Raw genomic sequence first — 19,104 nt, forward strand, 5'->3', positions numbered from 1 at the left:
CGCCGCTGGGTCAGAGGATCGCGCCGGGCGAGTACGCCGCTGCGGCAGGGTGGGCGGCCGCGAGGGCCTCGATCCGGGCGACGACCGCGCGGGTCTGGGCCACGGCAGCGCCAGTGAACTCGATCGGGTCGGCGACGAGCGCGTCGATCTGCTCGCGGGTCAGGCCCAGCCGCTCGTCGGCGGCCAGCTTGGCGAAGACGTCGTTGTCGGCCTGGCCGGCGCGCATCGCGAGCGCGGTGCCCACGGCGGCCTCCTTGATCGCCTCGTGGGCGGCCTCGCGGCCGACGCCGTTGCGGACGGCCGCCATCAGCACCTTCGTCGTGGTGAGGAACGGGAGGTAGCGGTCGAGCTCGCGCTGGATGACCGCCGGGAACGCGCCGAACTCGTCGAGCACGGTGAGGAAGGTCTGGAAGAGCCCGTCGGTGGCGAAGAACGCGTCGGGCAGCGCGACGCGGCGTACGACGGAGCAGGAGACGTCGCCCTCGTTCCACTGGTCGCCGGCGAGCTCACTGACCATCGAGAGGTGGCCGCGGACGATGACGGCGAGGCCGTTGACCCGCTCGCACGAGCGGGTGTTCATCTTGTGGGGCATCGCGGACGAGCCGACCTGGCCCTCCTTGAACCCCTCCGTCACCAGCTCGTGTCCGGCCATCAGCCGCACGGTGGTGGCGAGGTTGGACGGGCCGCTGACCAGCTGTACCAGCGCGGAGACGACCTCGAAGTCGAGCGAGCGGGGGTAGACCTGGCCCACGCTCGTCAGTACCTGCTCGAAGCCCAGGTGTCGGGCGACCCGCTCCTCGAGCTCGTCGAGGCGCGAGGCGTCGCCGTCGAGCAGGTCGAGCATGTCCTGGGCGGTGCCCATCGGCCCCTTGATGCCGCGCAGCGGGTAGCGGGCGAGGAGCTCCTCGATCCGCTGGACGGCGATCAGCATCTCGTCGGCGACGGTCGCGAAGCGCTTGCCGAGCGTCGTGGCCTGCGCGGCCACGTTGTGCGAGCGACCGGCCATCACGGTGGCCTCGTGCTCGGCGGCGAGCCGGCCCAGGCGGACCAGGGTGGCGACGGCGCGGTCGCGCACCACCTCGAGCGAGCGGCGCAGCTGCAGCTGCTCGACGTTCTCGGTGAGGTCGCGCGAGGTCATCCCCTTGTGGATGTGCTCGTGCCCGGCAAGAGCGGAGAACTCCTCGATGCGCGCCTTCACGTCGTGGCGGGTGACGCGCTCGCGCGCGGCGATCGAGTCGAGGTCAAGCTTGGCGACGACCGCCTCGTAGGCCTCGACGACGCCGTCGGGAACCGCGATGCCGAGGTCGCGCTGGGCCCTGAGCACAGCGATCCAGAGCTGCCGCTCGAGGACGATCTTGTGCTCGGGCGACCAGATCTCGGCGAGATCGGCACCGGCGTAACGGGTGGCCAGGACGTTGGGGACGCTCACGGCTCAGATCATCCCATCAGCGGGCGCCCAGCCGTCCCACGGTGCCCACCAGCGGTCGCCGCGATCGAGCAGGTCCGCGACCTCGGCGGCGGCGGCGAGCGTCGCCAGCAGCTCGTCGTGGGTGATGCGCCCCGACGCCAGGCTGGGGGCGAGGTCCTGCACGTCCTTCCACAAGGCCTCGAGGTGCCCCCACGGGTGCGGCACCGGGTGCGGCGGGAAGACCATCGGGGTGCCGTCGACCTGGACCGTGGCGAGCACCGTCCCGTCGTCGCCGACGACACGCTCGTCCCACGACGCCCACTCGGCGCCGTGCAGCACCTCGCGGACGCGCACGTCGGAGCCGCCCGCGAAGGGGTCAGCCACGGGACGCGGCGCCCTCGACCACACCGAGCGGCTCGGCCGCGATGTCGCGGCGCCACTGGGCACCCGGGAAGCTGACGCTCGAGATGCCCTCGTACGCCTTGGCGCGGGCGTCGGCGACGTCCGACCCGGTCGCCCGGACGGCGAGCACCCGGCCGCCTGCGGTCACCAGCCCGGCGTCGGTCCGCGCGGTGCCGGCGTGGACCACGTCGACGTCGTCCTCGACGGCAAGCGTCTCGGTGCCGACGATGACGTCGCCCGTGCGGGAGCCCTCGGGGTAGCCGGCGCTGGCCATCACGACCGAGACCGATGCGCCGTCTGCGAACGTCGGCGCCGGGACGGCCGCGAGGTCGCCGTCGGCGGCCGCGCGCAGCAGGTTGCCGAGGGGGGAGGTCAGCAGGGCGAGCACGGGCTGCACGTCGGGGTCGCCGAAGCGGCAGTTGAACTCGATGACCTTCGGGCCGGCCGCGGTCAGCGCGAGCCCGACGTACAGGCAGCCCACGAACGGCGCACCGCGCTGCTGCATCTCCGCCAGGGTCGGCGCGACGACCTCGGCCATCACGGTGTCGACGATGCCGTCGGGCAGCCAGGTCAGCGGGGCGTACGAGCCCATGCCGCCCGTGTTGGGCCCGCGGCCGCCGTCGAAGATGCGCTTGAAGTCCTGCGCCGGCAGCAGCGGTCGCCCGACGGTGCCGTCGCAGACGACGAAGAGGGAGAACTCCGGTCCGTCGAGGAACTCCTCGACCACGACCCGCCCGCACCCGGCCGCATGGGCCAGCGCCTCGTCGCGGTCGGTGGTGACGACGACGCCCTTGCCCGCGGCGAGCGCGTCGTCCTTGACGACGTAGGGGGCCCCGAACGCGTCGAGCGCCGCGGCCACCTCGTCGGGCGTCGCGCACGTGTGGGAGCCGGCGGTCGGCACGCCGGCGGCGGCCATGACCTCCTTGGAGAAGGCCTTGGACCCCTCGAGCCGAGCCGCGTCACCGGAGGGACCGAACACCGCGACCCCGGCCGCGCGCACCGCGTCGGCGACACCGGCGACGAGCGGGGCCTCGGGCCCGATGACCACCAGGTCTGCCCTGATCGAGGTGGCGAGCGCGGCGACGGCCGGGCCGTCCATCGGGTCGACGGGGTGCAGGGTGGCGACCTCGCCGATGCCGGGGTTGCCGGGCGCGGCGTGCACCTCGGTGACCGCCGGGTCGGCGGCGAGGGCGAGCGCGAGGGCGTGCTCGCGGCCGCCGGTCCCGACGACGAGGGTCCTCACCCGTGCACCACCACGGTCTGCTCGCGACCCGGTCCGACCCCGACGCCCCAGATCTTCGCGCCCGACATCTCCTCGAGCGCCTGGACGTAGACCTGGGCGTTCTTGGGGAGCTCGTCGAAGGAGCGGCAGCCGGAGATGTCGCTGTTCCAGCCGTCGAAGTACTCGTAGACCGGCCTGGCGTGGTGGAACTCGGTCTGGGTCATCGGCATCTCCTCGACCCGCTGCCCGTCGATCTCGTACGCCACGCAGACCGGGATCCGGTCCCAGGAGCCGAGGATGTCGAGCTTGGTGAGGAAGAACTCGGTGAGGCCGTTGACCCGGCTCGCGTAGCGCGCGACGACGGCGTCGTACCAGCCGCAGCGGCGGGTGCGCCCGGTGGAGACGCCGATCTCGCCGCCGAGCGTCTGGAGCTGGATCCCGTCCTCGTCGAAGAGCTCGGTCGGGAACGGGCCGGAGCCGACCCGGGTCGTGTAGGCCTTGATCACGCCGATCACCCGGTCGATGCGGGTGGGGCCGATGCCCGCGCCGACGCAGACGCCGCCGGCGACCGGGTTGGAGGACGTGACGAACGGGTACGTGCCGTGGTCGACGTCGAGCATCGTGGCCTGGGCGCCCTCGAACAGCACCGTCTGGCCGGCGTCGAGCGCCTGGTTGAGCAGCAGCGAGGTGTCGCACACCATGGGCTGGAGCCGGTCGGCGTAGGACAGCAGCTCCTCGACGACCGCGTCGACCTCGATGGCGCGCCGGTTGTAGACCTTCGTCAGCAGGTGGTTGCGCACGTCGAGCGCGGCATCGATCTTCTCCCGCAGGATCTTCTCGTCGAAGAGGTCGGCGATCCGGACGCCGACGCGGTTGATCTTGTCGGCGTAGGCCGGGCCGATGCCGCGGCCCGTGGTGCCGATCTGGTTCTTGCCGAGGAAGCGCTCGGTGACCTTGTCGATGGTGGCGTGGTAGCTCGCGATGACGTGGGCGTTGGCGCTCACCTTCAGGTCGGCCACCTCCACCCCGCGGGCGAGGAGCCCGTCGAGCTCGCGGAACAGCGCCTCCGGGGACACCACCACGCCGTTGGCGATCACCGAGGTGGCACCAGGCGTGAGGATGCCGCTCGGCAGCAGGTGGGTGGCGTACTTCTCACCGTCGATCACGATGGTGTGGCCGGCGTTGTGGCCGCCGCTGGTGCGGACCACGAAGTCGATCGGGTCCGTGGTGGCCAGCAGGTCGGTGGCCTTGCCCTTGCCCTCGTCGCCCCACTGGGCTCCGAGCACGACGATCGCGGGCATCTCAGCCCTCCCTCTGTCATTCGGCAGAAACGGTCGGTGCAGGAAAAATGCAGAAGCCCCGGCACAAGGCACCGGGGCTCTTGCGACGCCACGCTATCGCACAGGGGTCGGCTAGGGTCCGGACGTGCGCTCCCTGCTGGTCATCACCAATGCCGACGCCGGCACCTCCGACGAGGAGCGGCTCGCCGAGGCCCTCGTCGTCCTCCGCGAGAAGGCCTCCGTCGAGGTCGCCAAGACCTCCAACCCCGGCGAGCTCGACGGCGTGCTCCACCGCGCCGGCGGTCGTACGGTCGTGGTGGCCGGCGGCGACGGCAGCCTGCACGCGGTCGTGACGGCCCTGCACAAGCGCCGCGAGCTCGACCAGACGACACTTGCCCTCCTGCCGATGGGCACCGGCAACGACTTCGCCCGCGGCAACGACATCCCGCTCGAGATCGAGGAAGCGGCCCGGCTCGTGCTGGCGGGCGAGCCCCGCAAGGTCGACCTCATCGTCGACGAGACCGGCAACGTCGTGGCCAACAACGTGCACGTCGGGGTCGGCGCGCAGGCCAGCCGCAAGGGCGCGAAGTGGAAGACCCGGCTGGGCGCCGTCGGCGTCGGCAAGGTCAACCTGGGCAAGCTCGGCTACCCCATCGGGGCCCTCCTGTCCGCGTTCCACCCGCCCAGCTGGCGCCTGCGCATCGAGCTCGACGGCGAGGTCGTCAACGACGTCGACCGGCCGGTGCTGATGGTCGCCATCGGCAACGGCGGCAACGTCGGCGGCGGCACCGAGCTCAACCCCGACGCCGACACCGAGGACGGGCTGCTCGACGTGATGATCAGCCGTGCCGTGAAGCCGAGCGCCAAGCTCGGCTACGTCATGCGGCTGCGCAAGGGCGAGCACGACCAGCGCGACGACGTCGTCACCCTGCGCGGTACGTCGGTGAAGGTGAGCGGCGACGAGTTCTGGCTGTCGGCCGACGGCGAGATCTCCGGGCCCGAGCGCAGCCGCAGCTGGCGCCTCGAGCGGGCGGCGTACACGATGATCCTGCCGCGCTGACCTCACGCTGACCGGACGCTGCTCCGACGAGCCGCCCGCGGTCAGAGCCAGCCGCGCCGGACCGCCTCGACGCCCGCCTGGAAGCGGGTGTCCACGCCGAGCTCGGTCATCAGGGCCGCGATGCGGCGCCGGACGGTGCGCAGGCCGATGCCCAGCTTGCGGGCGATGACCTCGTCGGTCGTCCCGGCCATCAGCTGCTCGAGGAGGAACCGCCGTCCGTCGGGGCTCACCCGGCCGGCCTCGAGCTCGGGCATCGGCGCGGCCCGGTCCCACAGCGACTCGAACCACATCGTCAGGGCCGCGACGATCGAGCGCTGGCGCACGTGCACCCGCGGCTCGTCGGTGAAGCCGATGGGCTCGGGGATCACGGCGTGGGTGTCACCGAAGATGAACATCCGGGTGCGCACCTCCGAGATGATCCGCACCTGCTCCCCCAGCCCGGCGCGCACGCGCAGCGCCTCCGGTGCCTCGGTCAGCGCGCGGGCGGGGTAGATCGCCCGGGAGCGCCGCCCCGTCGCCATCGCCTCGGCGACCAGCTCGCTGACCTGTGACTCGCGCGGCATCGCCCAGGCGTCGGGGCGCAGCCACAGCATGTCGCCGCGGCTGGTGCGCAGCATCAGCTGCAGGAGCTCCAGCGGGTTGCCGCCCGAGCTCAGCTCGCCGTCGAGGGGATGGACCTCGGTGACATGGCGCGGGTCGGGGCGCGTGGTCGAGGCCACGAGGTGCGGCACCGCGCTCGACAGCTCGGCCAGCATCGCCGCCGACGACGCCGCCGACCGCGCCTGGCGCAGCACGAGCTCGGAGACCGCCTCGGCCAGCGCCGGCACTACGATCCGGTCCTCGGACACCACCACCAGGCCGCGCTCGAGCAGCGGGGCGAGGCTGCGCATCAGCTGGTCGGGCCGCTGCTGCACCAGCTGCGCGACCCCGGTGACGGTGTGCCCGGAGGCGGGGGCCAGGCGGAAGTAGAGCTGTTCGGTCCGCCGGTCGAGGCCGAGGGCCGCGAGGACGGAGGACGGGTCGCCGGACATGGTGGCAGTTTAGTGCCACCGGCACTCAGGATCCGCGTGGCAGCGAACGGCCAGTCGATACTGTCTGCGCCGGTCGCCGCGGGGGTGTGCGGCTGGCCCGCTCCTCGGAGCACGGCGTCGGAGCCGCCACGGGGGTCGGCTCCGGCGCCAATCGGCGTCCCCTAGCCTTGCCCGCATGGCGCGAGGACGGCAGGGGCAGGGCGATCCGGTCGACTGGGTGACGCGTGCGGCGGACGACGCCGTACGCCACGCGGGCGAGGGCAACCTGGTGACGGTCGCGTCCGGTGCCTCCCCGAGCGGCCCCATCCACCTGGGCAACCTGCGCGAGTTCATCACCCCGCACTTCGTGGCCGAGGAGCTGCGACGCCGCGGCGTGCCGGTGCGCCACCTCCACTCGTGGGACGACTTCGACCGGTTCCGCAAGGTGCCGGCCGGCGTGCCCGCCGAGTGGGCCGACCACATCGGGCGCCCGCTCACCGCCGTGCCCGACCCGTGGGAGTGCCACACCAGCTGGGCCGAGCACTTCAAGGCGCCGCTCCAGGACGCGCTGCGCGAGCTCGGCGTCGAGATGGAGGAGATCTCCCAGACGCAGATGTACACCTCCGGCGCCTACCGCGAGCAGGTCCTCGAGTCCGTCGCCCGCCGCGACGAGATCGAGGCGGTGCTCGCCAAGCACCGCACCAAGAAGGTCGCCCCCGCCGAGGACGCATCCGAGCAGGAGGCCGCCGACCTCGCGGACTCGGTCGCCAACGAGGACGACGAGGAGGGAGACCCGTCCGCGACCTCCTCCGCCGACGCGATCGCCCGCTTCCCCTACCGCCCCTACTGCCGCCAGTGCGGGCGCGACACCGTCACCACGACGGCGTACGACGACGCCACCACGACGCTGTCCTACACCTGCTCCTCGTGCGGCTTCGAGGGCACGACCAACCTGTCCACCGACAACGACGGCAAGCTCGTGTGGAAGGTCGACTGGCCGATGCGGTGGGCCTACGAGAAGGTCAACTTCGAGCCCGCCGGTCGCGACCACATGACCCCCGGCTCGTCCTACACCGTCGGCACCGAGATCGTGTCGTCGATCTTCGACTGGCGCGCCCCGGCCCGGGTCATCTACGCGTTCGTCGGGTTCGCCGGCGTGCAGAAGATGTCGTCGTCGGCGGGCGGCGTGCCGACGGCCACCGACGCGCTCCGCATCCTCGAGGCACCGATGCTGCGCTGGCTCTACGTCCGCCGCGCTCCCACGCAGGCCTTCGACATCGACTTCGGCGCCTCCGTCGTGCGGCTGTACGACGAGTGGGACGCGCTCGGTCGCAAGGCCGCCGACCCGGCCAAGTCCGACGTCGCGACGCTGGCCTGGCACCGCGCCTCCGAGACGGCGTCCGCCGGCCGACTCCCCTCACCCGCGGTGCCGGTCCCGTTCCGGACGCTGTCGTCGGTCGCAGACGTGACAGCGGGATCGGCCGACATGATCTCGCGGATCATCGAGTCGTCGGGCTTCCCGCACGACTCGGTCGCCGACCTCGAGCCCCGGCTGTCCAAGGCGATGCAGTGGACGGCCGAGCACGTGCCCGCCGACGAGCGCACCACCGTGCGCGAGACGCCGGACACCGAGCGCCTGTCCTCGCTCAGCGAGGACGAGGAGCTGTGGCTTCGGATCTTCCTCGACCGGCTTCCCGACGACGGCGACCTCGACGCCGTCACGTCGGTCGTCTACGGGGTGCCCAAGGTCGCGCGCGGCCTCGGCCTCGACGACGCCCCCACCGACCAGGTGAAGGCGGACCAGAAGGACTTCTTCCGGCTGCTCTACCACCTGCTGGTCGACGCCGACCGCGGCCCCCGCCTGCCCACCCTGGTGCTGGCGCTCGGCCCGGCGAAGGTGCGGCAGCTGCTCGGCGCCTGACCCGTGTGCCAGTTCAGCGGCGGAAGCCGACAGGCTCGCCGAGGTAGTGCTCGAGGTCGGCGCGCACGGCGTCGCTGATCGTCCACGCGGCCTGGGCACGGTGGTCCCACAGCACGTTGACGCACTCCCAGACCGCGGCCGGGCCAACACCCGTCTCGACCCGGAGCTCGGCGGCCACGGTGAAGGACGAACGGCCGATCCGCGAGACCCACAGCGAGGCCAGGAACGGCTGGTAGGGCACGAACCGCATCTCGGAGTGGTACTCGATCGTCTGCGAGGCGACCAGCTCGGACACGCCCGGGTCGGTGCCGTGCAGCAGCCCGGTGGCACCGGCGGGAAGGCCCGGGAGGAAGGCGAACCGGAGGAACTCGTAGCGCGCCTCGTCGAGCACCCGGACCGCCTCGACGTTGTCCACGTGACCGGCGAGGTTGATGTCGCGGTAGCGCGCCTGGATCTCGGTCGTGAAGGTCTGGCCCATGGGGCAAGTCTGTCCGACACCCGCCTAGGGTTGGCCCATGACCTCCGGTTTCAACGGCGGCGACCTGATGGCCGGTCCCCCGCCCACCCACCTGCCCGCCGACCCCGCYGACGCCGAGCTCGCCGGGGGCGACTCCCCCGCGGCCGTCGTACGCCGTCACCCGGACTCCCCGGCCGCCTGGGCAGCCCTGGCGCAGCAGGCGCAGGATGCTGGCGCCGACGACGTGACCGTCTACGCCTACTCGCGCGTCGGCTACCACCGCTCGCTCGACCGGCTGCGCCGCAACGGCTGGAAGGGCAACGGCCCAGTGCCGTGGGAGCACGAGCCCAACCGTGGCTTCCTGCGCTCGCTCGCGCTCCTCGCCCTCGCCGCCCGGGCGATCGGCGAGACCGACGAGTGGGAGCGCTGCTCGACCTTCCTCCGCGACTCGAGCCCGGCTGCGGCCGACGCGCTGCTGGGCTGACGCCTGACCGCTCGTCGCGTCAGACCGACCGCTGGTCGCGTCACCCCGAAGGAGGGGTGACGGTGGTCACCGCGCGAGTAAGGTCGCGCGGGTGAATTCCGGGAACACACCACCCAAGTCGCGCCCCGAAGAGGGCGTCCCCCCGACCGACAAGGGCAAGATGGCGCTCGCCGCCGTCCTGCTCGTGATCCCCATCATCGCGCTCATGTGGGTGCCGTCCTACAGCAAGGACGCGCCGGAGCTGTGGGGCTTCCCGTTCTTCTTCTGGTACCAGTTCCTCTGGGTCTTCATCTGCTCCGCCCTGACCTTCACGGCCTACCGGCTCACGCTCTCGGCCCGCGGCCTGACCTCCCACAAGGTCGGTGAGAAGCGATGACACCCCACGTCACACCACAGGTCACCCTCATGGCCGCCGACACCGGTGGCGTCAACGGCGTCGCGCTCGCGGTGCTGATCGTCCTGTTCCTGATCGTGACGGTGGCCGGCTTCATGGCCAGCCGCTTCATGCGGTCCGACTCCATGGAGTCCCTCGACGAGTGGGGCCTGGGCGGGCGCAAGTTCGGCACGTGGATCACGTGGTTCCTGCTCGGCGGCGACCTCTACACGGCCTACACCTTCGTCGCGGTGCCTGCGGCGATGTTCACGACCGGCGCGGTGGCGGGCTTCTTCGCGGTGCCCTACACGATCGTGCTCTACCCGATCATCTTCATCTTCATGGCCCGGCTGTGGTCGGTGAGCCACCGGCACGGCTACGTCACGACCGCCGACTTCGTCCGGGGCAGGTACGACGACCGCGGGCTGTCGCTCGCGGTCGCGGTCACCGGCTTCGTGGCCACCATGCCCTACATCGCGCTGCAGCTCGTCGGCATCCAGGCGGTCCTCGAGGTGGCCGGCCTCGGGGGCGGCGACAGCATCATCGCCAAGGACGCGCCCCTCTTCATCGCCTTCGCGCTCCTCGCGGCCTACACCTACTCGAGCGGGCTCCGGGCGCCGGCGGTCATCGCGTTCGTCAAGGACATCCTCATCTACCTCGTCATCATCGTGGCGATCGTCTACCTGCCCGGCCAGGTGGGCGGCTGGGACGCGATCTTCGGCGCCGCGCAGGACAAGATGGCGACCACCAACGAGGTCACCGGCAAGCCGACGGGGGCCTTCATCCCGGGCGCCGGCCAGTACTGGGCGTACGCCACCCTCGCCCTCGGTTCGGCGATGGCGCTGTTCATGTACCCGCACTCCGTGACGGCCTCGCTGTCGTCCAACTCGCGCAACACGATCCGCCGCAACGCCGCCATCCTGCCGGCGTACTCCTTCGTGCTGGGCCTGCTGGCACTGCTCGGCTGGGTCGCGATCGCGGCGGGCACGCAGCCGATCGGGCTCGACGGCGAGCCCAACGCGCAGCTGGTGATCCCGCAGCTGTTCGAGGACATGTTCCCGGCGTGGTTCGCGGGCGTGGCCTTCGCCGCCATCGCGATCGGCGCCCTGGTGCCGGCCGCGATCATGTCGATCGCCGCGGCCAACACGTTCAGCCGCAACATCTACAAGGAGTGGCTGAACAAGGACGCGACGCCGGCGCAGGAGGCCAAGGTCTCCAAGCTGATGTCGCTGCTCGTGAAGGCGTTCGCGCTGATCTTCGTGCTCACGCTCGACAAGCAGAACGCGATCAACTTCCAGCTCCTCGGCGGCATCTGGATCCTGCAGACGTTCCCGGCCGTGGTGTTCAGCCTCTTCACCCGGTGGTTCCACCGCTACGCCCTGCTCGTGGGCTGGGCGGCCGGCATGGTCTACGGCACGATCGAGGCCTACCAGGTGATCAACCCGGTGACCGGCAAGCACTTCGGCGGCTCGCTCGGGATGATGCCGGGCATCGGCGAGATGGGCTACATCGCGATCACGGCGTTCACCATCAACGTCGTGCTCGCGGTCGTCCTCAGCGCCGTGCTCAACGCGGTGAAGGTGTCCAACGGGCGCGACGAGACCATCGCGTTCGACTACTTCGCCGACGCCGACGACCCGCGCGTGCAGAAGGACCTCGCCGAGCACGACACGCACGACGACCCCTACGGCGACCCGGACGACATCCGGGGCAACGCGGGGGCGCGCTAGCGGCGTACGCCACGAGTCCTGCGCTTGCGGACCCCAGTCGCCAGGTAACGGGTCAGCAGCACCACTCCCGCCCCCACCCATGGGGGCGGGAGTGCCCATTTCGGGCCGTTACCGGCATTGTGGCTCGAGCTCGAGCCGGCCGCCGATCGTCCACAGGCCGGCCCGGCGCCCACCCCTCCACAGGCTCTGCTGCCCGCGGTCGTGCCGCGCGAGCATCGGTCCGACGCTCGGTCCATGGACCTCCAGAGCTACCTCCCGGCGCGCTCCCAGCACGGCCTGATCACACACCAACAGGCCCTCGCCGCCGGGCTGCTGGCTCGCGATGTGGCTGCCCTGCTGGCCAGCGGCGATTGGGTGCGACTCCGCAGAGGTGTGTACGCCGACGGCGAGGCGTACGCCGCGGCGGAGCCCTTCCGTGAGGCACCGATGCTGCGGATGAGGGCGGTGGTCCTCGCCGTCGGCGCCGAGCCGGTCTTCACTCACGACTCGGCAGCGATCGTGCATCGGCTCGGGGTTCCCGATGCGCGCACGAGCCCTCCCCACATCGCCAGGGTCGACCACCGGGCGACGCGGACGAGCGGCGGCATCATCACGCACGGCGCTCCTGTCGGCTGCGAGCACGTCATGCGCGTCGACGGGTTCCTCGTCACCCATCCGGCCAGGACGGCGCTGGACATGGCACGCCTGCACGGCGTGTGGCCGGGGATGGCAGCATGCGACGCCGCGCTACGCCAGGGGGTGACGCGCGCTGACCTGGAGCGAACCGCCGAGCTCATGCGGGGCTGGCCTCACAAGCGGCGGATCGATCGCGCGATCGAGCTGGCCGACCCCGGTGCCGAGAGCTACCTGGAATCGCTCGCCCGCGGCCTGGTGATCGAGCTGGGTGTGGGGACGCCCCAGACCCAGTTCGGGATCACGGACGGCAATCGCGAGGCCTGGTGCGACCTCCGCCTCGGTCGCCACCTGTTCGAGGCGGACGGCCTGCTGAAGTACGACGAGGACCCACAGGGCGTTCTGCGGGAGGAGAAGGCGCGGCAGGACTTCCTGTCGGGATTCAAGCTGGGCGCTTCCCGGATCACGGCGTACGACTGCCTGGGCGGCCGCCGCGCCGCGCTGCGACGGCTGGGGAGGGAGTACGACGACACCTGCCGCCGCTTCGGCAGCTCGATCGACGACCTCGCGCCCTACCTCCTGCCGCGTTCGGTGCGCGTGCGGACCGGTTGACGGCGGTCGCGCCCGGACCCCTGCCCTGAGCCGGTCGGTAACGGGCCGAAGACAGCACTCCCGCCCCCACTGGTGGGGGCGGGAGTGTGCGTTTCGACCCGTTACCGGGAGGTCCGGTACGGCTCACGAGAGGATCAGCCTCCCAGCGACGTCCCGGCGGAGCGGAGGTTCTGGCAGGCCTCGACGATGCGCTCGGCCATGCCGGCCTCGCCGGCCTTGCCCCAGGCGCGGGGGTCGTACTGCTTCTTGTTGCCGACCTCGCCGTCGACCTTCAGCACGCCGTCGTAGTTGGCGAACATGTGCGCCGCGACGGGGCGGGTGAAGGCGTACTGGGTGTCGGTGTCGACGTTCATCTTCACCACGCCGAAGTCGACGGCGTCGCTGATCTCCTGCGCGGTCGAGCCCGAGCCGCCGTGGAAGACGAGGTCGAAGGGGCGCGCGTCGGAGCCGAGGCCGAGCTCGGAGGCGGCGGCCTCCTGCGCGGACTTGAGGATCTCGGGGCGCAGCTTGACGTTGCCGGGCTTGTAGACGCCGTGCACGTTGCCGAAGGTCAGGGCGGTCATGTAGCGACCGCGCTCACCGGCGCCGAGCGCCTTGATCGTGGCGATGGCGTCCTCGGGGGTCGTGTAGAGCTGGTCGTTGATCTCGTTGGCGACGCCGTCCTCCTCGCCGCCGACGACACCGACCTCGATCTCGAGGACCACGTTGGCCGCGGCGCACTTGGCGAGCAGCTCCTCGGCGATCTGCAGGTTCTCGTCGAGGGGCACGGCCGAGCCGTCCCACATGTGCGACTGGAACAGCGGCGCCTCGCCGCGGGCCACGCGCTCGGCGGAGATGTCGAGCAGCGGGCGGACGAAGCCGTCGAGCTTGTCCTTGGGGCAGTGGTCGGTGTGGAGCGCGATGTTGACCGGGTAGTTCTTCGCGACCTCGGCGGCGTAGGCCGCGAACGCGACGGAGCCGGTGACCATGTCCTTCACCGACGGACCGGACAGGTACTCCGCGCCGCCGGTCGAGACCTGGATGATGCCGTCGGAACCGGCGTCGGCGAAGCCCTTGAGCGCGGCGTTGAGGGTCTGGGAGGACGACACGTTGATGGCCGGGTAGGCGAAGGACTTCTCCTTCGCGGCGTCCAGCATCTGTGCGTACATCTCGGGAGTGGCGATGGGCATCTGGAGATCTCCTCTGAAGCGGTCAGGCAGGCGCTCACAACCCTAGTGGCTACCCGCGAGTCCGCCCCGGGCCGACCGGTCGTCTCACCACCTGACCGGCGGGTGACAACCGGCACCGCCTCCGCTCCGTCTCCCCGGGTGGAACACTCACCCGCGGGGGGACGCAGCATGAGCACCGACATCGACTGGCAGCACGAGCTCGACAGCTCGTTCGGCACGGGCCACGACGTGCCGCCGGGGCACTACGTCGCAGCGGGACGCACAGCCGTCGTACGCCGACGGCGCGCGACCGCGGTCGTCCTCGCCGCCGCCGTGGTGATCGGCGGGGGCACCGCGTGGGCCTCCGGCCAGGGCTCGGCGGTGCGGGGCGACGCGCCCGTCGTGACCCAGGGCTCGGACAGCCAGCAGGAGGTCACCGAGCCCGACGGCGTCTCGGAACGGCTGGACAAGCGGATGAAGCAGCTCGATCGGATGAGGCGGCAGGCCGAGAAGCCCATTTTCCTCGGCGAGCCCGCGACCCTCGACGCCGACGGCTTGGTGCTCGCCCCCGGAGCCGGGCCGGTGCTCGAGCGTGTCGAGAACCCGATGGGCTACACCGCGGCACAGGGCCAGTCCCTGGGCATCCGGGTGAAGTTCGAGGGGCGGGAGAAGTACTCACTCCTGACCAGGGAACCCGACGGAGGGACCTCGATGGGCACGAACGACGCCACCGGGGACTTCGCCGGGTGGCTCGAGGGCCGGGTCGAGAGCCAGCGCACCCTGGACGTCGCCAACGGGGTCGTCGACGGGCCACCCGCCGCCCCCGAGACCGATCCGAGCAACTGGCTCCGCCTGCAGGGCGACAGCGGTGTGGTCGGGGCCAAGGGCGTGGTGGTGCTCGAGGTCGACGCCGACCCCGACCTGGGCGACTTCGCGCTGGGCGCCGACCGGACCGGCGCCGTGCGCGTGCTGGTGGACGAGCGGGCCAGGTTCGCGGCCTACCGCGTGATCAACGGCGAGCTCGACGTGGTTGCGGCGCCAGGCTCCTTCGACTCCATGACCGCGTTCCTCAGCTGGGCGCGCCAGCAGTACTCCTCCGGCGAGGGCATGCGATGAGGGGCACCGACCGCGACGCGGCCTTCAGCGAGTTCGTCGCCGCCCGGCAGGCCCACCTGCGCCGGATCGCGTACGCCCTGTGCGGCGACTGGCACAAGGCCGACGACTTGCTCCAGACCTCGCTCACCAAGCTCTATGTCGCGTGGCCGCGCATCCGGCAGCAGGGCGGCGAGGAGGCCTACTGCCGGCAGATCATGGTGCGCGCCAACATCGACGAGTCCCGCCGGCCGTGGCGTCGCGAACGGCCCACCGACGACCTGCCCGACCACGGCGCACCCGAGCCGACGCCCGTCGAGGAGCGGTCGGCGCTCTTCGACGCACTCCAGGCGCTGCCGGAGCAGCAGCGCAAGGTGGTCGTGCTGCGCCACTGGCTCGGGTTGTCCGTGCGCGAGACGGCGAACGAGCTCGGCATCAACGAGGGCACCGTCAAGAGCCACAGCAGCCGAGGACTGGCCGCCCTCGAGGCGGTGCTGGCACCCCAGCGCTGAGGAGGTCTGGGGGGTGGTGTCTGCACCCTCCCGGGGCTGGCGTTCCCCCCTCGTCAGGCCTAGGTTGACGTACATGCCACGCCGTCCCGGTCCCAGCGCCGCCGTCCTCGTCGGGATGCTGGCCGCTGCCGTCGGGACGGGCGCCGCGACCGCGCGTGCCGCGACGCCGATCGCGGTGATGGAGCTGCCCGAGGGGCACGGCAGCCGCTACCCGGCACGAAAGGCCCGCGACCGCATCGGCGCCGAACGCTGCCGCAAGGCCGTCTCGACGTTGTCCTACCGCTTCGGCTGGCCGGCGAAGGCCGCCTGGAGGGCCGGGGACCGCACGCTGGTCTGCTATTCGAGGACCACCAGCTAGACCTTGGGAGGAGCCGGGTCCGGGGTGCCGTGGGGACATCCCGGGCCCGGTCGGGGCGCCCGGGTGCGGGCGGGCCTCAGCCGCGCCAGGCGTCGTCGCCGGTCAGGTCGGCGTGCTCGCGCACCCAGCTGTGCATCGCGATCGCCGCGGCCGAGCTGGCGTTGATCGAGCGGGTCGAGCCGAACTGCGCGATCGAGAAGGTGCCGTCGCAGACCTCGCGCGCCGACTCCGACAACCCCGGTCCCTCCTGGCCGAAGAGGAAGCACACCCGTCGCGGCAGCTGCATCGTCTCGAGGTGGAGCGACCCGGGCAGGTTGTCGATGCCGAGCAGCCGCACCGGCCCGCCCTCCGCGGCCGGGACGGCGTGGAGGTACGACGCCAGGCTGGCGGCGTCCGGGTGGTGCCGCACGTGCTGGTAGCGGTCGGTCACCATCGCGCCGCGGCGGTTCCACCGGCGGTTGCCGACGATGTGCACCTCGGCGGCGAGGAAGGCGTTGGCGGTGCGCACGATCGTGCCGATGTTGAAGTCGTGCTGCCAGTTCTCGATCGCGACGTGGAAGCCGTGCCGGCGGGTGTCGAGGTCGGCGACGATCGCCGCCATCGTCCAGTAGCGGTAGCGGTCCACCACGTTGCGGCGGTCACCCTCGCGTAGTAGATCGGGGTCCCACTGCTCGCCCTCGGGCCACGGCCCCTCCCACGGACCCACTCCCACCTCGGGCGGGCCGTGCGGCATCGGGTCGTACGGCGCCCGCTCCTCGTCCTGCATGGCAGCACCCTAGGCAGCCGCGACGAAGCGCGGAGGCGGGGCGTCCGCGGTTAGGGTTGCGTGTGAGCACGTTGTGGGACCTGCAGTCCATCCTGACCTCGGGCGTCCAGCCGATGCTCCTCGGCATCGACTGGATGGACCCCAACTGGCTGCTCGACCGGTTCGGCACGGCGCTGTTCTGGATCAGCCTGCTGATCGTCTTCGTCGAGTGCGGGCTGTTCTTCCCGATCCTGCCCGGCGACACGCTCCTGTTCGCGATCGGCCTCTTCATCGCCACCGGCCAGCTCGACCTGTTCCCCGGTCCTCCCTTCGTCGAGCTGCTCATCGCGATGGCGGCGCTGATCGTCGCCGCGTTCCTCGGCAACGTCGTCGGCTACGAGATCGGGCGCAAGATCGGGCAGCCGCTCTACGAGCGCGACGGCCGCATCATCAAGCGCAAGTACTTCGACCAGACGACCGCGTTCTTCGACCGCCACGGCAACAAGGCGCTCGTCATCGGCCGCTTCGTCCCGTTCGTGCGGACCTACATCACGGTGGTGGCCGGGGTGACCCGGATGGAGCGGCACCGGTTCTTCCTGTGGAGCCTGGTCGGCGCGGTGATGTGGGTGTCGTCGATCTGCCTGCTCGGCTTCTTCCTGGGCGACGCGTTCCCGACGCTCGGCGAGAGCATCGACAAGCTGATCATCGTGATCCTGGCGTTCTCGGTGATCCCGGTCATCATCGAGTGGTTGCGCCACAAGCGCACCCACTCCGCCGGTGCCGAGATCGGCCCGCAGGACGGTGGGCCCGACCGCGACATCATGGGCCGCGACGTCGACTGAGCCTGTCCGACCCGGGAGGCGACCTCAGCCGCGAGCGGCGTCGAGGTCGGCCCGGGTCAGCACCGACCGGACCTCGAGACCGACGTCGGCCAGCGGGTCCTCGCCGTCGGCCGAACGGTCGATCGCGCAGACCACGACCTCGACGGTCGCACCGAGCTCCCGCAGCGCACGCGTGGCGTCGCGGACCGCGCCGCCCGTGGTGATCACGTCCTCGATGATCGTGACGCGCCGACCGGCGACGTCCGAGCCCTCGGCGAGCTTGGCGGTGCCGTACTCCTTGGCCTTCTTGCGCACGAAGAGGGCCGGCAGCCCCGTCTTCGCCGACACCATGGTCGCGATCGGGATGCCGCCGAGCTCGAGGCCGCCGAGCAGCTCGGTCCCCTCCGGGAGCAGGTCGACCATCTGGGCGGCCACGCGGTCGAGCAGGGCCGGCTGCGCCTCGAAGAGGTACTTGTCGAAGTAGGTGTCGGCCACCTGCCCCGAGCGGAGGGTGAACTCCCCCGTGAGGCGGCAGGTCGCGTCGATGTCAGCGGCGAGGGTCGCGTCGGTGGTCACGGCCCCGACCCTAGTGGGGCCCGACCGCCCGGTCGCGCTGGGTAGCGTGGGCCCGTGCCCACCGCGAAGCCTCTCGCCCGACCACTCGCTCTCAGGTTGGCCCACATCCCGCCGACCGTCTTCAGCGAGATGTCGGCGCTGGCCCTGCGGACCGGCGCGATCAACCTCGGTCAGGGCTTCCCCGACGTCGACGGGCCCGCTTCGGTGGTCGCGGCGGCGGAGGCCGCGCTCGAGGCCGGGGCCAACCAGTACGCCCCCGGCATCGGCGTACCCGCCCTGCGCGCCGCCATCTCGCGGCACCAGCACCGCCACTACGGGCTCGAGCCCGACCCCGACCGCGAGGTCGTCGTCACGACCGGGTGCACCGAGGCGGTCGCCGCGGCGCTGCTCGCGCTGGTCGACCCGGGTGACGAGGTCGTCGTGCTCGAGCCCTACTACGACTCCTACGTCGCGATGCTCGACATGTGCGGTGCCCGCCGGCGACCCGTGACGCTGCGGGCGCCCGACTTCCGCCCGGACCTCGACGAGTTGCGAGCCGCGGTCAACGACGACACCCGGCTGATCCTGCTCAACACGCCCCACAACCCCACCGGCACCGTCCTGACCCGCGACGAGCTCCAGGTCGTCGCCGACCTAGCGATCGAGCACGACGTCATCGTGGTGACCGACGAGGTCTACGAGCACCTGGTCTTCGACGACGCCCGCTCGGCCGAGGGCCACGTCCCGATCGCGACCCTGCCGGGGATGTGGGAGCGCACCCTGACGCTGTCGAGCGCCGGCAAGTCCTACAGCTTCACCGGCTGGAAGGTCGGCTGGGCCACCGGCCCGGCGCCGCTCGTCCAGGCCGTCCTCGCGGCCAAGCAGTGGCTCACCTTCACCTCCGGCTCCCCGCTCCAGCCCGCCGTCGCGCACGCGCTGGACCACGAGCCCGACTGGCCCCGCGAGCTCGCCCGCGACCTGCAGGGCCGCCGCGACCTGCTCTGCGACGGGCTCACCGCCGCCGGGCTCGTGCCACGCGTGCCGGAGGGCACCTACTTCGCGACGACCGACATCAGCCACCTCGGCTGGCCCGACGGACGCGCGTTCTGCCTCGCGCTGCCCGAGGTCGCCGGCGTCGTCGCGATCCCCACCCAGGGGTTCTACGACGACCGGGAGGCCGGTCGCCAACTGGTGCGGTGGGCGTTCTGCAAGGAGCGCGACGTGATCAGCGAGGGCGTACGACGACTCGCCGCCGCCGACCTGTCGCGCGGAGGCCGGTGCCGCGCGAACTGAATTGACGTC

The 19,104-nt window shown here is 71.7% G+C and carries 20 protein-coding genes; 11 read left to right on the plus strand and 9 right to left on the minus strand.

The features are described 5' to 3' along the window. Positions 1-10: 10 nt before the first annotated feature. From purB to ACXJKB_RS15020, 4 genes are read right to left on the minus strand one after another with little or no spacing between them, the layout of a single operon-like run. The gene (gene purB / locus ACXJKB_RS15005; RefSeq protein WP_457189674.1) at positions 11-1,429 is read right to left on the minus strand and encodes an adenylosuccinate lyase; all 1,419 of its coding nucleotides are present in this window, start codon (positions 1,427-1,429) and stop codon (positions 11-13) included. Between the two features lie 3 nt (positions 1,430-1,432). Continuing rightward, a complete protein-coding gene (locus ACXJKB_RS15010) occupies positions 1,433-1,792 on the minus strand; it encodes a hypothetical protein (protein ID WP_457189676.1) in 360 nt (119 codons plus the stop codon). Further along, positions 1,785-3,053, minus strand: a complete 1,269-nt coding sequence (gene purD, locus ACXJKB_RS15015; RefSeq protein WP_457189678.1) for a phosphoribosylamine--glycine ligase — start codon at positions 3,051-3,053, stop codon at positions 1,785-1,787. Before purD ends, ACXJKB_RS15010 begins: the two co-directional genes overlap by 8 nt. Further along, positions 3,050-4,333 (minus strand): adenylosuccinate synthase, encoded by a 1,284-nt coding sequence (locus tag ACXJKB_RS15020; RefSeq protein WP_457189680.1) that lies wholly within the window; start codon positions 4,331-4,333, stop codon positions 3,050-3,052. Before ACXJKB_RS15020 ends, purD begins: the two co-directional genes overlap by 4 nt. A gap of 124 nt (positions 4,334-4,457) precedes the next feature. Here ACXJKB_RS15020 and ACXJKB_RS15025 point away from each other — a divergent pair, with 124 nt between their 5' ends. Continuing rightward, a complete protein-coding gene (locus ACXJKB_RS15025; RefSeq protein WP_457189682.1) occupies positions 4,458-5,372 on the plus strand; it encodes a diacylglycerol/lipid kinase family protein in 915 nt (304 codons plus the stop codon). Between the two features lie 41 nt (positions 5,373-5,413). Here ACXJKB_RS15025 and ACXJKB_RS15030 read toward each other — a convergent pair whose 3' ends face one another. Continuing rightward, positions 5,414-6,403, minus strand: coding sequence for a DNA-binding response regulator (locus ACXJKB_RS15030; protein ID WP_457189684.1), 990 nt, complete (start codon positions 6,401-6,403; stop codon positions 5,414-5,416). A 175-nt stretch (positions 6,404-6,578) separates the two neighbouring features. On the opposite strand from ACXJKB_RS15030, the gene lysS reads away from it, so the two are divergent. Beyond that, on the plus strand, positions 6,579-8,303 hold the full coding sequence (gene lysS, locus ACXJKB_RS15035) for a lysine--tRNA ligase (protein ID WP_457189686.1): 1,725 nt from the start codon (positions 6,579-6,581) through the stop codon (positions 8,301-8,303). Between the two features lie 13 nt (positions 8,304-8,316). Here the strand turns inward: lysS and ACXJKB_RS15040 are convergent, their stop codons facing one another. Further along, positions 8,317-8,781, minus strand: a complete 465-nt coding sequence (locus tag ACXJKB_RS15040) for an acyl-CoA thioesterase (RefSeq protein ID WP_457189688.1) — start codon at positions 8,779-8,781, stop codon at positions 8,317-8,319. Positions 8,782-8,818: 37 nt separating this feature from the next. Between ACXJKB_RS15040 and ACXJKB_RS15045 the strand changes: the two genes are divergently transcribed. The 4 genes from ACXJKB_RS15045 (at position 8,819) to ACXJKB_RS15060 (ending at position 12,571) form a co-directional block, all read left to right on the plus strand. Beyond that, on the plus strand, positions 8,819-9,244 hold the full coding sequence (locus ACXJKB_RS15045; RefSeq protein ID WP_457189690.1) for a DUF3151 domain-containing protein: 426 nt from the start codon (positions 8,819-8,821) through the stop codon (positions 9,242-9,244). A gap of 91 nt (positions 9,245-9,335) precedes the next feature. After that, on the plus strand, positions 9,336-9,620 hold the full coding sequence (locus ACXJKB_RS15050; protein ID WP_457189692.1) for a DUF3311 domain-containing protein: 285 nt from the start codon (positions 9,336-9,338) through the stop codon (positions 9,618-9,620). Continuing rightward, positions 9,617-11,347 carry a monocarboxylate uptake permease MctP gene (gene mctP / locus ACXJKB_RS15055; protein WP_457189694.1) on the plus strand — a complete coding sequence of 577 codons (1,731 nt, stop codon included), beginning with the start codon at positions 9,617-9,619 and terminating at the stop codon, positions 11,345-11,347. Before ACXJKB_RS15050 ends, mctP begins: the two co-directional genes overlap by 4 nt. Positions 11,348-11,581: 234 nt before the next feature. Beyond that, entirely contained in the window at positions 11,582-12,571 is a 990-nt protein-coding gene (locus ACXJKB_RS15060; protein WP_457189695.1) for a type IV toxin-antitoxin system AbiEi family antitoxin domain-containing protein, read from the plus strand. A gap of 134 nt (positions 12,572-12,705) precedes the next feature. Here ACXJKB_RS15060 and fbaA read toward each other — a convergent pair whose 3' ends face one another. After that, positions 12,706-13,740 carry a class II fructose-bisphosphate aldolase gene (gene fbaA / locus ACXJKB_RS15065; protein WP_457189697.1) on the minus strand — a complete coding sequence of 345 codons (1,035 nt, stop codon included), beginning with the start codon at positions 13,738-13,740 and terminating at the stop codon, positions 12,706-12,708. 168 nt (positions 13,741-13,908) lie between these two features. On the opposite strand from fbaA, the gene ACXJKB_RS15070 reads away from it, so the two are divergent. From ACXJKB_RS15070 to ACXJKB_RS15080, 3 genes are all read left to right on the plus strand, one after another. Next, positions 13,909-14,835: a hypothetical protein gene (locus ACXJKB_RS15070; RefSeq protein WP_457189699.1), complete on the plus strand. Its 927-nt coding sequence runs from the start codon at positions 13,909-13,911 to the stop codon at positions 14,833-14,835. Further along, positions 14,832-15,323 carry a SigE family RNA polymerase sigma factor gene (locus ACXJKB_RS15075; RefSeq protein WP_457189701.1) on the plus strand — a complete coding sequence of 164 codons (492 nt, stop codon included), beginning with the start codon at positions 14,832-14,834 and terminating at the stop codon, positions 15,321-15,323. Before ACXJKB_RS15070 ends, ACXJKB_RS15075 begins: the two co-directional genes overlap by 4 nt. A gap of 73 nt (positions 15,324-15,396) precedes the next feature. Continuing rightward, positions 15,397-15,681, plus strand: coding sequence for a hypothetical protein (locus tag ACXJKB_RS15080; RefSeq protein ID WP_457189703.1), 285 nt, complete (start codon positions 15,397-15,399; stop codon positions 15,679-15,681). A 76-nt stretch (positions 15,682-15,757) separates the two neighbouring features. On the opposite strand, the gene ACXJKB_RS15085 is transcribed toward ACXJKB_RS15080, so the two are convergent. Further along, positions 15,758-16,447: a TrmH family RNA methyltransferase gene (locus tag ACXJKB_RS15085; protein WP_457189705.1), complete on the minus strand. Its 690-nt coding sequence runs from the start codon at positions 16,445-16,447 to the stop codon at positions 15,758-15,760. Between the two features lie 62 nt (positions 16,448-16,509). On the opposite strand from ACXJKB_RS15085, the gene ACXJKB_RS15090 reads away from it, so the two are divergent. Beyond that, on the plus strand, positions 16,510-17,268 hold the full coding sequence (locus tag ACXJKB_RS15090; RefSeq protein WP_457189707.1) for a DedA family protein: 759 nt from the start codon (positions 16,510-16,512) through the stop codon (positions 17,266-17,268). A gap of 24 nt (positions 17,269-17,292) precedes the next feature. Here ACXJKB_RS15090 and pyrE read toward each other — a convergent pair whose 3' ends face one another. Further along, positions 17,293-17,823 carry an orotate phosphoribosyltransferase gene (gene pyrE / locus ACXJKB_RS15095; protein WP_457189709.1) on the minus strand — a complete coding sequence of 177 codons (531 nt, stop codon included), beginning with the start codon at positions 17,821-17,823 and terminating at the stop codon, positions 17,293-17,295. Between the two features lie 54 nt (positions 17,824-17,877). On the opposite strand from pyrE, the gene ACXJKB_RS15100 reads away from it, so the two are divergent. Beyond that, entirely contained in the window at positions 17,878-19,095 is a 1,218-nt protein-coding gene (locus ACXJKB_RS15100) for a pyridoxal phosphate-dependent aminotransferase (protein WP_457189711.1), read from the plus strand. Positions 19,096-19,104 lie beyond the last annotated feature (9 nt).

The sequence above is a fragment of the Nocardioides sp. P5_E3 genome, assembly GCF_054049275.1.